Source organism: Geodermatophilus sp. DSM 44513, assembly GCF_032460525.1.
Taxonomy (GTDB): domain Bacteria; phylum Actinomycetota; class Actinomycetes; order Mycobacteriales; family Geodermatophilaceae; genus Geodermatophilus.
The window spans coordinates 4178422-4193628 of record NZ_CP135963.1; the positions used below are offsets into that span (position 1 = coordinate 4178422).

Consider the following 15207-nt stretch of genomic DNA (forward strand, 5'->3'; position numbering starts at 1 on the left):
GCGCGCATGGCTCCTCCTCTGCTTGCTGGCCGTGGGCGGTTCATCCGGGGGTGGCGGCGTGCAGGTCGACACCGTGGTCGGCCAGCCACGGCACCGGGTCGACCGGAGACCGGTCGACGCGGACCTCGAAGTGCAGGTGCACGCCGGTGCTGTTGCCGGTGGAGCCCTGGAAACCGATCAGCGTCCCGGCGTTGACGTGCTGGCCGGCAGTGACGGTGTAGGCCGACAGGTGCCCGTAGCGGGTGGTCACGCCGCCGCCGTGGTCGAGTTCGACGAGGTTGCCGTAGCCGGCCACGCTCAGGCTGCCGTCGCGGTCGCAGTAGGCACTGGTGCAGGCCGCGGTGAGCACGGTGCCGTCGGCGGCGGCATACACCAGGGTGTCGCGGGGGCCGGCGATGTCCACCCCGGCGTGCAGGGTGCCCCACCGGGACCCGTAGCCGGAGGTCACCTCCCCGGCGGTGGGCCGGATCCACGACCCGGCCGGCACCGGCAGACCCGGGCAGACGCCGGCCGCCGCAGCGGCCGGGTCGGCCGCGGTGGCATGGGCGGCGGGCCACAGCATTGCGGTCAGCTCGCGGGCGAGTGGCTCCCAGTGGGCGTAGGCGCCGCCGGCGGCCGAGATCTGCACGGCCTGGGCCGCCTGGGTGAGCGGGATGGTCTGCCAGGCCGGCACCTCGACGAGGCGGGCGTAGAAGGCCTGCGCGGCGTAGACCGGGTCCATCAGCTGGGCGACGGTTCCCCAGCCGGCGATCCAGCGCTGCTGGAAGGTGTTGACGCTGTCGTGGTCAGTCCCGAGGCCGTCGTGCGGGTAGGTCAGGCTGGTGGCGGTGACCGCGGCCTGCTCGGCGGTCAGTTCCGGGCTGCTGCCGTCGTTGGCCAGCATCCGGATCCGGGATTCCTGGTAGGCGGTGGCCAGCGCCACGGTCGCGGCGTAGTGCTCGAGACCGAGCGCGGCGGCGACGGTGACGATGGTCTGCGCATGGCCCATCTGCACGGCGTCCAGCTCGATGCCGGCGACGGTGGCGCCGGTGCCGCCGGTCGAGCAGCCCGACGAGGCCGCCGCGGTGCGCGCCTCAGGTGCGGCAAGAACGGCCAGCGGGAGCAGTAACAAGGTGAGTGCGGCGAGCACCGGGAGGGCGATCGGCCCGGCGGTTTTCCACAGCCACGCCCGCGCATGCTGGTGGGCCACGGACTCCGGCGTCCCGCTCATGCCGGTCGTCCTGTCAACGCCTGGTTGGTGAAGGTCAGCCGCAGCTCGGGCTCGGTGAGGACGGTCTGCACCTTGAACGCCCGGTCGCCGACCAGCCACAGCGCCCGGCCCTTGCCGGCGACCGCCCAGCCGGTGACCACCCGCTGCGCGATCGGGGACAGCCCCAGCAGGCTGCCCAGCTCGTCGCCGACGGCCTGGTCCTGGCCGTGCAGCACCTTGACGTCGCACAGGTGCAGCAGGTCGCGGGCGATAGCCACGGCTTGCGAGTTCGCGTCGCCGGCGGTGAGCATGTCCGAGGGCTTGTGCGCCAGCAGGACCTGCACGTCGGCATCGCGGCGGGACAGCCGCAGGTTGGCGTCCAGGCTCTTCATAGCCTCGGCGCCCAGGCGCATCTGCCGCCACGTCTCGTCACGGACGACGATCCGCAGATCGCCGGGGGCGGCGATCTCCCGCATCGCCTGCCCCCAGGAGTTCAGGCAGGTCAGCGCAATGCCGACGGCCTGGTCGCCGAGCGGCTCGAGCCGGGACAGCGACAGCGACTGGATCGGGGCGCGCCAGTCGACGTCGAGAGTGGTGTGGTCGTCGAACAGCCCGGCCAGCGAGCCCTTCACCAGCGAACCCAGGGCGTCGCGCAGGGTGCGGGTGGCGTCGAGGAAGTGCCGCCGGTCGGCGTACCGGCAACCGGCGACGAGCTCGTCGGTCGGCTCGTCCAGCGCCCGCCACACCTGCGGCACGGTGGGCTCGGTCAGCCGCGTGGCGCCGCCTGCGTAGCCGGTGAGCAGCCGCAGCGCCTCGGAGACCGCGGTCTCCTCCACCGGACCGAAGGGCACCGCCTGCGAGCCGACCAGGCCGCGCAGTAGCACGATCCAGCGGGCGAACATGATGGCCTCGCGGCGGCGGACCTCGGCGGCATCGAGTCGCTCCCAGCCGTGCCCGAGCGGGCCGAAGGCCAGCGGGTTCACCCTTGCCGGCAGGCCGTGACCGATGACGAACGGCTCCACGCCCAACGCGCGGCACAGCGGCTCGTACTCGTCCTTGGTGTCCCCCAGGACCAGCGTGCGGTAGCCGTAGCCCAGCATCCGCAGCGCGAAAGCCTTGACCGTCGCCGACTTGCCCCGGCCGGGCTTGCCGAAGACGACCACGTTCGGATTGGTGACCGAAATGTCGTCGTCGGTGACCCAGCCGACCGGATCGCAGTAGAACGCCCCGCCCGAGAGCAGGTCGATGCCCATCTGCGCACCGGTCGGCGGCAACCCGCTGGTGGCGATCAGCGGCCACACCACCGGCGTCTGCTCCGAGGTCATCCGCCACACCGGCAGCGGCGCCGGCGTGACCGCCCGGCCCCGGCCCCGGCCGCGCGGTCCCCGGCGGGGCACCAGCTGGGTGAACGGTCCGCGTTCTCGGGACGCCGCAGGTGCGGGTGGCGAGGCGGGAAGCCGGTGGCCGAAGTCGGCGAGCAGCACGTCCACGCCCCGCCCGGGCCGGGAGAGCCGGCGGGTCATCGCCGGCTCCTGCGGTCGGGCAGCCCGACGCCGAGCGGGATAGCGGCGGCGGCGAAGCCGGAGTCCTGCGCGAGGTCCAGCCGCAGCGGCACGTAGCCGGCGGCGCGGATCGAGGCGTCCAGCCGGCGGCCGTGCTCGGTCACCGGCCAGGTGGCCGGGACGGTGGCGCAGGCGGCGACAGAAACGCGGACCAGCGCGTGGCCGACAGCGAGCTTCTCGTCCGCGGCGCCGATTCGCTCGGTGTCCCGCCGCTGCCGGGCCCGCTGCCGGAAGCCCATCCGGGCGCGCAGCTCGTTGCCGGTGGTGGCGCTCATCTCCTCCCGCCCGACCAGCCGGGTGGCGCGGGCCAGCGGCAGCGGCGCGAAGAACACCGTCAGGCAGCGCCGCTCGCCCGCCGTCGTGGGCACGAGCACCGGAGCCAGCGCACCGAGCACCGCGCCGGAGTCGGGCAGCAGGACCGTGTCGGTGACCGACGCCCACGCGTCGTGCGCGTAGTGCCGCATCTCGGCCCGGGCGGCGCTGGGCCCGGCGGTGGCCATGGGCAGACCGGCGGCCAGCTGCTGACCGGAGGCGGCGGCCAGGTCGGCGGCGACGAGCTGACCGCGGTCGCCGGGCGCGAACCCGGTGCGGACCGCGGCGGCCAGCCCCGCGGAGTCCAGCCAGGTCACCGCCGTGCAGCCGACCGGGCCGCGCAGCGCGGCCTCCACCTCGGCCATCACCGAGTGCAGCACCCGCGCACGGCCGTCCACGCCGCCGCCGCTCTCCCGCGCGGCCCGGGCGATCCGGCCCTCGCCAACCACGACGGTGACGAAGGCCTCGGTGCGCACCGCGGCCGGAGTCAGGGTGGCACTCAGGAGCGCGTTGACCCGGGCGGCCAGGGTCGGCGCGCCGGGGCGGGCGTGCTCGCTCTCCCAGGCGGTGCGTTCGGCGCCGTCGTCGGGCAGGGTGCGCACCTGCACGGTGAGGATGTCGACCAGTTCGGTGCGCGCGGCCAGCTCGCACAGCTCGGCCAGCCCGGCCCCCATCCGGTCCCGGTCTGCCGGCTCGGCCAGCCCGATGCCGGGATGGGCGACCCGGGCCACCGCCGCCCAGGTCCGCGCCGCGCAGTCCTGCACGACCACCGGCCGGGTGAACAGCTGCCCGTAGGGCGGCCCGTCGTGGGTGCGGATGCCGGCCAGCGCCCCCGGCAGGTCGGCCTCGGACAGGTCCTCGGCGGTCCCTGCCGCGGCCCGGGACCCGAACACCGTCCAGCCCATGACTCCTCCGATCGCATGCAGACCGAGGTCGCCGAGCCAGCGGCCGGCCACCCGGCCCCGGATCGGCACCAGCAGCAGCGCGGCTAGCAGCGCCCACACCGGAAGCCACAGCGCGAAGAGCCCCCAGGCGCGGGCGTTCAGCGCCAGCAGCGCCGGCACCGCGGCGAGGGCCACCAGGGCCAGCTGGGCGCCGGTCATGCCGAGGAACCAGCCCGACACGTCCTTGGTGTAGTCGCCGTAGCGGTGCGCGCTCATCGGGCATCGCCACCGGCATCAGTAGTCGTGTCGCCCCGCGGTGCCCGGGGAGTGGGTGGATCACCGTCGACGGCTGCGGCCGCCGTGCCGGCGTCCCGGTCGGCGGCGGGTGACCACAGCGGATCCGGAGCCAGAGCGGCAGCTGACCGGCCGTCCTCGCCCGGCTGCGGTGGCTCACCGGGCTGGATGGGGGCAGAGGTCCAGCCGGCGTGTCGAGTTCCGTCGGCCGGAGTCCGGCTCCGCGTCGCCTGCCCGTAGTAGGGAGCGGTGTGCCCGATGCCGGCGCCGGAGAGCACGTCGGCGGCCGACGCCGCTACTCCGGCGGCCAGCCGACCGGCCTGCGTGCTCCCGACCGTGAGCGCGTGCAGCGCGCCGGCGAACCGGCTGCTGGTCGCGGCGTCGGCGGTCGACTCCCCCCGTGCGCGGTCCCCGGCCAGCTGCGCCGCGGCACCCGAGGCGGCCACCCCGCCAGAGGCCGCACCTGCCGCTGCCGCGCCGGCGGACCGCCCACCGCCGCGCTTCTCCAGCGCGCCCAGCACACCGCCGGAGCCGGCCAGGGACTGGCGCAGGGCCGCGCCGCTGGAGGTGCCCGGGTCGACGAAGGCCAGCAACCGGAACAGCGCGAGCGGACAGAGGGCACCGAGCAGGATCAGCAGGCAGCCGACCACCGCCATACCCACCGCGGCCTCGGTGCTGGTCTCCTCGGCACCGGTCAGCAGGCCCTCGGTGATCGTCACGCCGACCCCGAGGACCAGCACGGCGACCGGGGCGACCAGCAGGGCGGCGAGGAACCAGCGCAGGCTGCGCCAGAACCAGGCGCTCGACGTCTGCGCCAACAGACCGCCGGCCGAGATCGCCGAGGTCGCTGCCAGCAGGATCAGCGCCGCCTCCCGGATGAGCATCAGCAACAGGTAGCCGACGCTGGCCGGCACCAGCAGAAAGATGGAGGAGACGCCCAGCACGGTGGCGACCGTGCCGTCGACCACGTCGCGGCCCACGCTGATCGACGGGTCGAAGTCGGCCAGGGTGTCGATGTCCAGCAGGCTGCGCAGCAGGCCGGTGGTCAGCCCGGAGACGCCGGTGACCAGCAGCGCCGCCACGCCGACGTAGCCGACCCAGACCAGGCCGAACTGCAGCAGCCCGATCAGCAGCCGGCCCAGCGTCTGCCCGTCCCGGCGTACCGCCGCGGCGCCCAGCTTCACCATGGCCATGAGCGCGGCCACAGAGGCGCCGATGCCGAAGGTCACCGGATACACCGCGCCCAGCGGGCCGCCGGCGGACAGGTCCGGCGTGGTCAGGGCGTCCACCACCGAGAAGGCCAGCCCCAGCAGCCACAACCCGGCTCCCCACAGCGCGAGCATGGCGCTGATCCACACGTCGGCGACCACCGCACCGGCCGCCTCGCCGATCACGCAGAACGGATTGATCGGCAGGCACGACCACGCCTCCTCGGTCGTCGAGGGATCGGCCGGGAAGGCCCACACCACCGGATCGGCCGCCGCCGGAGCGGCCGTCGACAGCCAGCCAAGGACCGCCAGCCCGACGACGATCAGCGCCCGTGCGCGGCGCCGTCCGAACCCCGACCCAGGCGAAAGCGGGGAAGACAACCGGGGACTAGGCATAGCGCAGATCCCGCCAGCCGGCGGCGATCGCCGCCTCGGTGCCCGGCCAGACCGACGGCGCCGGCGCCGGCTCCGCCCCCGGCCCGATCACCCACCGTCCGCCGGTCCAGGCCATGCGCTGGCAGTCGGCGATCGCGATCCGGGAGGTCTGCGCCACGGTGACGGTGAACTCGAAGTTCACGCACACCACCGCGAACTCCGGCCCCACCGTGCCCTTGACCAGCCCCATGACAGGTCGGACCACGATGCTCAGCTGTGGCAACCCGGCCCCGGACAGGCCGGCGGCCGACAGCAGGCTGGCCATGCCTTCCACGCCGGACCACGTCTGGCCGGTGGGGCCGCCCGGCGCGGCCCACGCGGCGATGACCTGCCGCACGCCGTCCAACGAGCCGCTCTGCATCGCGGTCACGTCGATCGCCGCCAGCTGCGCCAGCGCCCCCTCCGGCGTGTCCGGAAAGCCGGTCGGCACGTCGGCGGCACCGACGCCGGTAGGGCGCGGCAGCTCAAGCACTCCGACAGCCTCGCTGGCCAGCGGGCCAGGCAGCGCCGCCTCCGGTTCAGCAGACGGCATGGGGGCGGCGGCGAGTGCGTCCTCCCGGGACATCTCCGTCGTTGGGGCGGCAGCCTGTTGCCCGCCCTCCGTGGCGTTAGGCCCGTCCTCGGTCAGCGCGCCGACGACCGCGAAGACCAGCCCGGCCAGCAACGCCAGCGCCACCAGAACGCCGACCACAAGGAGCGCTACCAACCGGGCCGGGCCCCACTCCGACCCATCACTTCCCGGATGTCCCGGACGGCGGTTCATCAGGTGCACCCGCTGCCGGTAATCGAGTCCAGGATCGTCAGGATCACCGTGTAGGTGATCGCCACCAGCACCACGACCGCGACGCCCATTGCTCCGTACCGGGACGCGTGCGGATGGGAGAAGATCCGCCCGACCAGGATCGAGCCCAGGGACACCACCGCGCCGATGCCGATCAGCGCCAGCACACCCCACTTCGCCCAGGCGGTCACGTCATCGGCGAAGGACTGCATCCCCGGCGGCGCCTCCGGACAGATCCCGGTGTCCTCCTCGGGAGCAGGTGCAGCCACCGCTGCGGTCTCGGCCGGTGCAGCGACGGCCGGCTCCGCGCCCAGCAGGACGAGCCCGGCGAGGACGAGTACAACCGTCACGGCCGCCCGAACGGCGACCGGGGCGTTGCTGAATCCGCCGGTCACCGGGTGTGCCCCGCCGGACCGGTCCCAGACCACGCCGGCCGGCGCCGATGCCGAGGCTGCGGCGACCCACTCGGGACCAGGAGCGCGGCCAGCGCCCGGCCGGCGGCCGCCACCGGCTTCGGCAGCCGGTCCCCGGTCAACCCGGCGGGCTCCAGTCGCCGGTCGACCGGCACCGGGACCACCCGGCCCCGCACCCGAAGCTCACGAAGCTGCGGACCGCAACTGGCCTCCACCACCTGGGGCCAGCGCGCCGGGCCCACCGCGGCCACTACCGCGGTCCCGTCGACGGCCCCCAGCAGGTGCTCGGTCTGCCGGACCGCCGGCACCGTCACCCGAGTGACGACGACGACCATCGCCCCGCGGACCAGCGACCCGGGGAAGTCGAGCAGCGCACAGGTCAGCGACCAACCCGCATCGACCACCACCAGTCGTTCGGCGTCGTCGGTCTCCGGCACCGGCGGCAGCTCCCCGTCGGCGGAGCGGCGAGCGAGGCGGAAGACATCCAGTCCACCGCGGCGACCGTGCCGCCACCCGGCCCCGTCCGTGCCCAGCTCGATGGACGAGGCCGCCACCAGCCCCGACCGGACCGGCTCGGCGTAGTCGACCAGATGCACCCGCCGGCTCTCCGCCAGCCCCTCCGCGACCGCCAAGGCGACCGTCGACGCGCCGGCCCCAGCGTGGCCGGCCGCGGCGAGGACCATGGGGCCGCCGACATCGTCTCCCGCCCACGGCATCGGACCGGCAGCCGGCCGGCAGGCAGTCCGGGCGACCGCAGCGCTGGACGCGTGGCCTGCGCAGACGTCGTCGACCTCGCTGACGTCGTCGAAGATCCCGGCGCGGATCGCGATAACGGCCGCTCGCATCGCCTGCACCGTCATCGGCCGCGTCCCACCGGGATCCATGGGGCTTGCGATCGCCATCGACGCCGACGGCGGCGCGTTACGGCTCATCCGGCCGCGCCTCGATCCCCGACGCCGCGCTGTGCTCTGCATGCGTCGACCGTGTCGCCCCAACCTCCAGTAGTCCTCCAGTCGGCAACTTCTCGGAGGTCCCGTCCGGAGATCAGGGGTGTGCCGACGCAGCGCGCAGTGACGGACGGCCCCGCCACCGGGGGACTACTGGAGGATTACCGGAGGAGCTCACGCCGCGCGCCGGCTGGCGCTGTGCCCTTGATCCGCTCCTCTTCAGGGACGCTGGGCGACCGTGACCGGCAAGCAGATTGTGGGTGTCGAGCCAGCTGCGCAGCTGCGGGTGAACGAAGCCCAGCGACGTCGAGCAGGTCGGTGTAGCGGTCGGGCAGCGGCTCGGCCAGCAGCGGCTCGTGGTGGGCCACGCGGTTGCGCAGCACGTGCAACCGGCGACCGGGCGACCGGGCGACCGGGCGACCGGGCGACCGGAGGCTCCAGCAGGCGCCGATCGGATCCGGGCAAATACGGAAGGGCGGGTCGCAGCGCCGGCCACAGGGTGGCGGTGTGGCGGCGGGCGAGCAGGAACCGCTAGAAGGCGAACCCCAGTTCGGCGACGAACTTGCCGGGCAGCAGCGGGGCGCCGACCCGCTGCAGCTGCTGTTGGCTCGGATGATGTCGTCGCGGGCGTGCTGGGCGAGTTCTCGAGCTGGGTCGTCGTACCACGGCCCGGCCAGCTCGCCGACCTCGAGCTGCGGCACCGCTGCCGGGCCCGCGCCGAGGACCGGCATCCGCTGCGCCGAAGACAGCGGCCTGGCCAACCGGCCGCTGCACGACGTCGCGCAGAACCAGATCTGGTGCGCCATCGTCGCGCTCGCCGGCGATCTAGTCCAGATCTAGTCCGCCTAAATGCAGACCCTCGCCACCATAGGCCGGCGCACCTGGTTGCACCTCGCCCGACCAGCGCCGTTCACTGGCCTGGCTCTTAACGGCCTCCGCCGGCTTGACGCCTTGGCCGCCCGGCTAACCATGGCGCCACCCGCCCCGACGACCAGCGACCGCCCGGACCCGTGGAGCCCGGCGACCACCCCGACGACACGGGGCCAGCTGTCACACCCCCAACGCAGAATCACCGACCACGGCGGTCAAGAACCCGCCACCGGCTCACGCGGCCGACCCATGCAAGATCCGGGCTAGGCCCAGCATTCGAGACTTTGCAGACGCCCGGCTTCGACTGGTACCGTGAAGTTCTGCAAGGTCACAGACCGCCTCTCCTGTCCGTCCGGGGGAAAGGCGAAGTGTAGTCGTCAGGGCGGCCTGAGGGTCGCTTTGTATTCGACACGCAACCGTTCTGTCGCCGCTCATCTCTGGACCGTCTTCTTCGTCAACGGGGCCGTTCTCTCCAGCTGGGCCCCGCGCATTCCAGAGGTCAAGCACTTCCTCGATCTCAGCGACAGCGGACTGGGCATTGCCTTGTTCGGCGTCGCCGCAGGATCGGTCCCCGCACTGCTGCTCACGGCTCGGATACTCAATCATCTGAGATCAGCACCGGTCTGCGTGGTCACCGCCCTGATCTTCAGCGCGTCGCTGCCCCTGATCGGCGCCGTCGACGACGTTTGGCAGCTGACCGCGGTGCTCATGTTGCTCGGGGCGTCCAGCGGCGTCCTCGACGTCGCCATGAACACCGCCGGCATCACCTACCAGCAGCACACCGGTCAGCGGGTCCTGTCCCGGCTACACGGCGGGTACAGCCTGGGCGTGCTCGCTGGCGCTGTCGGCGGGGTTATCGCCACACACGTTGGCGCCACAGTGACCGGGCACTTCCTTGTCGTCGCCGTCCTCCTTGTGGTCCTGACCCTGGTGGGCGCTCCGACGCTGTGGTCCCAGCCCTGGGGCCCCGCCGAACGAGAGGCCGAAGACACCCAGATTCTGTCGCGGAACGGGCGCTCCCGCTTGCCCCTGGCGATCGCGGTGCTCGCCTTCTCTGGCCTGCTGATCGAGGGTCTCGTCACCGACTGGTCGGCCCTCCTGATCACCCGCGACCTTGGAGCGCCGGCCTCCTTGGGAGCCACCGCCTTGGCCGTGTTCAGCCTCGCCATGTTCATCTCCCGCTCAGCCGGCGACACGGTACTCAACCGTTTCGAGGAACGCAGGGTTCTGATGACCATTGCCATACTCGTGGCCTGCCTCGTGGCGTTCGGCTCTGTGGTCGCCCATCCCCTGGCCATGGTCGTGGCCATCGGCCTGGTCGGGCTGGTCCTCGGCCCGGTCTTCCCCGTGTCCCTTTCCCGTGCCAGCCGATCGGCACCTGCACGCGCCGCGGCGATGACCGCGCGGGTCAGCGCTGTTGGGTACATCGCATATCTCGGTGGACCGCCCGTGATCGGCTTCGCCGCCGACGTCATCGGTTTGCCCATCGCCTTCGCCGCCGTGGCGGCGCTCAGTTGCATGGGCATCGTCATTGTCCGCCGTAGCCCACCTGATGCCATCCCACAGAGCGCAGCCCTGCACGGCTGACTCCACCAACTCCCAGAAAGGACACGTCTACATGGCGCACCTTCAAGCCATCCAGGTCGGCCGATACTCCATCGAGCGGCTTTATGAGCATCTCACCCCACAGGACCGCAGCGCCCTGGTCCAACAATGCCGCGGGTCTGCTGACCGAGGACCGACCGTCTGGCACGTCAACTCGACCGCAGCAGGTGGAGGAGTTGCCGAGATGATCGCCCCGCTGGTCGGATACGGACGCGAGATCGGCCTCGATATTCGGTGGCTGGTGATCCAGGCCAGCCCCGAGTTCTTCGAGGTCACCAAGCGCGTCGACAACGGCATCTCCGGGATCTCGGGAGATGGAGGAGCCCTGGGAGAGGCCGAGCACAAGACCTACTCGAATACCAGTCGTGAAGCCGCCGCGGGCCTGCGCGACCATGTTAGGTCCGGCGACTTCGTCTTCTTGCACGACCCTCAGACCGCCGGATTGGTGGCAGAGATCAGCCGGATCGGAGCAACACCGATCTGGCGCGCCCACAACGGGGCGGACCGCCCCAACGAGCACACCGAGCGGTCGTGGGCATTCCTCCACCGCTACCTCACCGAGGTGAGTGCCTTCGCCTTCACGATGCCCCACTTCAGCCCGGCGTGGATGACGTCCCGACCCCTCTACACCATCACCCCGTTCATCGACCCTGGATCACCTAAGAATGCCCGGATGAACGCCGGGCATGCCGCGGATGTGCTCGCCGATTGGGGCATCGTGTCCGGGGACCAGCAGTCCAAAGCGACCCGCCGCGCCACAATCGTCCGTGAGGGGCCGGCTCCGAAAACCTCCACCCCGATGCTCGCCCAGGTCTCCAGGTGGGACCCCGTCAAAGACATGGAGGGCGTCCTTACAGCATTCGCCGAGCACCTGGTCGACGACACCGAGGCGTACCTGTCGCTGATCGGACCTGAGGTGACCGGAGTGGCCGACGACCCAGAGGCCGAGGAGTACTTCGAGCGTTGCGTCTCGCTCTACAAGAAACTTCCGGAACCGGTGCGCCGCCGATGCCAACTGGTCTGTCTCCCAATGGGCGACAGGACCGCCAACGCCATGGCCGTCAACGCCGCTCAGACGCACGCTGCTGTGGTCGCCCAGAAGAGCGTCTCGGAGGGCTTCGGCCTGACTGTCGCCGAAGCTATGTGGAAAGGCACGGCGGTCGTCGCCTCGGACGTGGGTGGGATTTCCCTGCAGATCGAGCACGACACCTCCGGCGTGCTCGTGGACTGGGACGACCTTCAGCAGTTCGCTCGATCCGTCGACTCGTTGCTCAACGACTCGGCCTCTCGTCAGGAGATGGGATCGGCGGCTCGGGAACGGGTCCGGAACCTGTTCCTGCCGAACAAGCACTTCCTCTCCGAGCTGGATCTGATCGACGACCTCGCGAAAGGACATCACCTGTGAAGATCATGGCTGTGGGAGCCCACCCGGACGACATTGAGATCCTGGCCGCGGGCACGTTGGCGAAATACCGGCAACAGGGCCATGAGGTAGCGATGTGCATCTTGACCGACGGCTCCCTCGGATCGGACACCGGTTCATCCGAACAGACTGCGCAGATCCGTCGCAGCGAGGCCCAGGAATCCGCGGCCATCATCGGCGCCGGAATCTATTGGATCGGGCGGCCCGACGGATTCTTGACCGACGACCGGGACACCAGATCGTTGGTGGCCGAGAGCCTCCGTGACTTTGCACCGGACCTGGTCCTCGCCCACTCTCCAAACGACTACCACCCTGACCACAGGTGCGCCGGACTGATCACCCTGGCCTGTCGCCAGCTGGCCACCGCCCCGCTGTTCGAGACGCAGTCACCAACTCTGGAGAGGACTCCACAGGTCGTTTACATGGACAACCTGGCCCTCATCGGCAGCGCCCCGGAGCAGTGGGTCGATATCTCCGAAACGATCGAGGCGAAGCGGCAGATGCTGCGCTGCCACCGGAGCCAGAACGAATGGATGCGCCGCTCCGAAGGGATTGACTACCTTGACTTCCTCGAGAAGCAGTCCAGTATTCGAGGTCTTCAGTGCGGAGTCGAACACGCCGAAGGCTTTCGCCGAGCACATGTCTTCCCAGCCTCACCCGCGGACCTCATCTTCGACCTTAAGTAACCCATACTTCACCACCGAGGAGACAGCTGGAATGTGTGGAATCGCAGGAGCCATTGGAGACGCCCGAGCAGTCGAGGTCGTCCTATCCATGCTGCACTCACTGGAATACCGAGGATACAACTCCGCCGGCATTGGCTACCCAGATGACGACACCGTCCGTGTGCACAAGTGCGCAGGCCCTGTCTCCGAGCTGAGCCGACGCGCTAATGCCGAGAATTCGGCCACGTGCCTCGGACACACCAGATGGGCGACCCACGGACCTGCGACCGCTACCAATGCGCATCCCCACCGCAGCAGTAGCGGACGGGTAGCTGTGGTCCACAACGGGATGATCGAAAACATCGGGCACCTTCGGGAAGCAGTCCGCGAGGCGGGGATCGAGCCAGTCTCTGACACCGACAGCGAGTGCCTTGCGCACCTGATCGAACAGCGCCTAGACCGAGGTGACGACCTGCGAACGGCCGTAGAGAAGACCACCTCGAAGATCGAAGGAGCTTACGCGGTCCTGATCCTCGACGCACAGCGCCCGGACCGTCTGGTCGCCTCCGCCAAGCACAGCCCCCTGCTCCTGGGCCGAGGAAAGACAGGTCGCTACGTCGCTTCGGACCTCGCGGCGTTGACGGAATGGTGCGACGAATACGGAGTCTTGGCCGACGGAGAAACTTTCGAAATTACTCCCGAGTCCGAGCCTGCCGAAAACTTTTGGAGAACAATGACCACTTTATCATCGGAATACACGACGTACGGGTTTCCGGATTTCATGTCAAAAGAGATCTGGCAACAGGTTGAAACGACATCCGATTTCATCGACACATACTTCCAGAGCTTCGACTGGCTTCTCGAAGGCGAGCGCCAAGTCTACGCGGGGGTCTCCCGAGTAAAGTTCCTGGGCTGCGGATCGGCGTACTACGCCGGACAGCAATCTGCTCTCCTGGTGGAATCCATCGCGCGGATCCCTGCTGACGCGGAACCAGCTCTGGACTTCGTGGAGCGAAACCCGGTGCTAGATCACCGGTGCCTCTACGTGATCATCAGTCAGTCAGGGGAGACTCTGGACACTTTGAAGGCCGCACGTTATCTCCGCGCCCATCAGCAGATGACGGTGTCGGTCGTCAACGTTCCCGAAAGCTCCTTGGCCCGCGAGTCCGAACACGTCATCCAACTCGGCTGCGGACCGGAGGTATCCGTCGCCTCGACCAAGGTTGTGACGAACATGTTGCTTTCCGGACTTCTGGTGACGCACCTGCTGAAGCACTTCACCGCTGCTGATAGTGAGGCAGGGCCGGCATCCGCCTGGATGCCAGCCGGCGTCGCGTTCGTGCCATCGGCGGTTAAGCAGTGCCTTGCGCTGTCCGAAAAGGTTCGGGAACTCGCTACCATCTGCTCGGAGTACCGCAGCATGTACTTCCTGGGCCGAGAGAGGTACTGGGCCACCGCCCGAGAAGGCGCTCAGAAGCTAAAAGAGATCACCTACATTCACGCTGAGGCTTATCAGTCCACCGAACTCAAGCACGGACCGCTGTCGCTCGTGTCCGAGGATCACCTCAGCATCCTGTTGGTCGGTCCTGGTCAGTTCGATGCCGGTGCGGCGACGGTAGAACTACTGCGTGCTCGTGGGGGAAGAATAATTGCCGTGGTTCAAGGAGACTCGGACAACCTTGCGGCTGACCACGTTCTACGCATCCCGGCGTTGGACCCGTCGGTCGATGGTCTCCTGGCCGGAGTGGTGTTACAACTGCTGGCTTACCACTGCGCCGGGATTCTGGGGCGCGACGTCGATCGTCCGCGCAACCTGGCCAAGAGCGTGACGGTATGACTGTCATGAGGTCCGCGTGCGTGGAGCAGAACCAACGAGCTCTCAACGGATCTTGTCGGGTGCGCATCCCCCGCAGTGACGAAGCGATGTTCATCCACCCGTGCACGGCCGTATTCTTCGACATGGATGGCGTGCTGGTCGATTCATCGACACAGATTGCTCAGGCCCTCGCCGCATGGTCCCTGTGGACCGGGGTCGACGTCGAAGGGATGCAGGCAGAGTTCCAGTCGATGACCGACTATGACTTTGTCCGCTTGGTCGCTCCCCATCTGGATACCGAGCTTCAGGTGCGACAGATCCAAGAACGGGAAGAGTTGTTGGCGAACAACTCACGGGGAGTACCAGGGGCCAAGAAGCTCTACGCCCAGGTCCCCGGCGACCTGCGCGCGGTCGTCACCAACGGATGCCGATCGGTGGCTTGCGCACGGCTACGGTCGGCCGGCTTCAAGGACCCAGACGTGCTGATCACCTCTGATGATGTGAGGCGCGGAAAACCAGACCCGGAGCCCTACCAGAAGGCACTCGACTCGATGAGCCTCGTAGCACCTTCGGTCGTCGCTGTCGAGGACAGCATCAAGGGAGCCACTTCGGCAAAGAAGGCTGGCCTATTTGTGATCGGGTACGACCCCGATGGAGGAAGCCATGGACTGGAGGAGGTGGCGGACCTGGTGGTCGCGTCATTGGGGGATATAACGTTTCATTGGCGTACATGAGGCACGTGAGTCCATTTAGATCTTGACCACACCGCTCGGAATATTGGCCTTCCAACACAGCACCATTGC

12 protein-coding genes and 1 pseudogene are annotated in these 15207 nt (G+C 69.7%); 6 read left to right on the forward strand and 7 right to left on the reverse strand.

Annotated features, from left to right (window positions below; all coding sequences use genetic code 11):
- Window positions 1–40: 40 nt before the first annotated feature.
- The 7 genes from RTG05_RS20195 to RTG05_RS20225 all read right to left on the reverse strand — a co-directional run bounded on the left by RTG05_RS20195 (window position 41) and on the right by RTG05_RS20225 (window position 7923).
- Window positions 41–1210, reverse strand: coding sequence for a M23 family metallopeptidase (locus RTG05_RS20195; RefSeq protein ID WP_166526600.1), 1170 nt, complete (start codon window positions 1208–1210; stop codon window positions 41–43).
- Window positions 1207–2712, reverse strand: a complete 1506-nt coding sequence (locus RTG05_RS20200; protein WP_166526601.1) for a putative type IV secretion/conjugal transfer ATPase — start codon at window positions 2710–2712, stop codon at window positions 1207–1209. Before RTG05_RS20200 ends, RTG05_RS20195 begins: the two co-directional genes overlap by 4 nt.
- Window positions 2709–4223, reverse strand: coding sequence for an SCO6880 family protein (locus RTG05_RS20205; protein ID WP_166526602.1), 1515 nt, complete (start codon window positions 4221–4223; stop codon window positions 2709–2711). The genes RTG05_RS20200 and RTG05_RS20205 overlap by 4 nt, the downstream gene beginning before the upstream one ends.
- Window positions 4220–5707 carry a hypothetical protein gene (locus RTG05_RS20210; RefSeq protein ID WP_315912083.1) on the reverse strand — a complete coding sequence of 496 codons (1488 nt, stop codon included), beginning with the start codon at window positions 5705–5707 and terminating at the stop codon, window positions 4220–4222. Before RTG05_RS20210 ends, RTG05_RS20205 begins: the two co-directional genes overlap by 4 nt.
- A gap of 130 nt (window positions 5708–5837) precedes the next feature.
- Window positions 5838–6647 carry a hypothetical protein gene (locus RTG05_RS20215; RefSeq protein ID WP_166529323.1) on the reverse strand — a complete coding sequence of 270 codons (810 nt, stop codon included), beginning with the start codon at window positions 6645–6647 and terminating at the stop codon, window positions 5838–5840.
- Window positions 6647–7060, reverse strand: coding sequence for a hypothetical protein (locus RTG05_RS20220; protein WP_166526603.1), 414 nt, complete (start codon window positions 7058–7060; stop codon window positions 6647–6649). Before RTG05_RS20220 ends, RTG05_RS20215 begins: the two co-directional genes overlap by 1 nt.
- Window positions 7057–7923, reverse strand: a complete 867-nt coding sequence (locus RTG05_RS20225) for a hypothetical protein (RefSeq protein WP_315912084.1) — start codon at window positions 7921–7923, stop codon at window positions 7057–7059. Before RTG05_RS20225 ends, RTG05_RS20220 begins: the two co-directional genes overlap by 4 nt.
- A gap of 773 nt (window positions 7924–8696) precedes the next feature.
- Between RTG05_RS20225 and RTG05_RS20230 the strand changes: the two are divergent.
- The 6 genes and pseudogenes from RTG05_RS20230 to RTG05_RS20255 all read left to right on the forward strand — a co-directional run.
- Window positions 8697–8856, forward strand: a pseudogene (locus RTG05_RS20230) (IS1380 family transposase); the annotation flags it as partial.
- Window positions 8857–9207: 351 nt separating this feature from the next.
- Window positions 9208–10482: an MFS transporter gene (locus RTG05_RS20235; protein ID WP_166526605.1), complete on the forward strand. Its 1275-nt coding sequence runs from the start codon at window positions 9208–9210 to the stop codon at window positions 10480–10482.
- Window positions 10483–10513: 31 nt separating this feature from the next.
- The gene (locus RTG05_RS20240; RefSeq protein ID WP_396349617.1) at window positions 10514–11905 is read left to right on the forward strand and encodes a glycosyltransferase; all 1392 of its coding nucleotides are present in this window, start codon (window positions 10514–10516) and stop codon (window positions 11903–11905) included.
- A 5-nt stretch (window positions 11906–11910) separates the two neighbouring features.
- A complete protein-coding gene (locus RTG05_RS20245) occupies window positions 11911–12609 on the forward strand; it encodes a PIG-L deacetylase family protein (protein WP_315912593.1) in 699 nt (232 codons plus the stop codon).
- Window positions 12610–12640: 31 nt separating this feature from the next.
- Window positions 12641–14425 (forward strand): glutamine--fructose-6-phosphate transaminase (isomerizing), encoded by a 1785-nt coding sequence (glmS, locus tag RTG05_RS20250; RefSeq protein ID WP_166526608.1) that lies wholly within the window; start codon window positions 12641–12643, stop codon window positions 14423–14425.
- Between the two features lie 20 nt (window positions 14426–14445).
- Window positions 14446–15138 carry an HAD-IA family hydrolase gene (locus tag RTG05_RS20255; protein ID WP_166526609.1) on the forward strand — a complete coding sequence of 231 codons (693 nt, stop codon included), beginning with the start codon at window positions 14446–14448 and terminating at the stop codon, window positions 15136–15138.
- Window positions 15139–15207: the final 69 nt, after the last annotated feature.

What these genes read in the sequence shown, in the direction of transcription:
- RTG05_RS20195 (WP_166526600.1), bottom strand. Translation starts at nt 1,210, where the DNA reads ATGAGCGGGACGCCGGAGTCCGTGGCCCACCAGCATGCGCGGGCGTGG.
- RTG05_RS20200 (WP_166526601.1), bottom strand. Translation starts at nt 2,712, where the DNA reads ATGACCCGCCGGCTCTCCCGGCCCGGGCGGGGCGTGGACGTGCTGCTC.
- RTG05_RS20205 (WP_166526602.1), bottom strand. Translation starts at nt 4,223, where the DNA reads ATGAGCGCGCACCGCTACGGCGACTACACCAAGGACGTGTCGGGCTGG.
- RTG05_RS20215 (WP_166529323.1), bottom strand. Translation starts at nt 6,647, where the DNA reads ATGAACCGCCGTCCGGGACATCCGGGAAGTGATGGGTCGGAGTGGGGC.
- RTG05_RS20225 (WP_315912084.1), bottom strand. Translation starts at nt 7,923, where the DNA reads ATGCGAGCGGCCGTTATCGCGATCCGCGCCGGGATCTTCGACGACGTC.
- RTG05_RS20240 (WP_396349617.1), top strand. Translation starts at nt 10,514, where the DNA reads ATGGCGCACCTTCAAGCCATCCAGGTCGGCCGATACTCCATCGAGCGG.
- RTG05_RS20245 (WP_315912593.1), top strand. Translation starts at nt 11,911, where the DNA reads ATGGCTGTGGGAGCCCACCCGGACGACATTGAGATCCTGGCCGCGGGC.
- glmS (WP_166526608.1), top strand. Translation starts at nt 12,641, where the DNA reads ATGTGTGGAATCGCAGGAGCCATTGGAGACGCCCGAGCAGTCGAGGTC.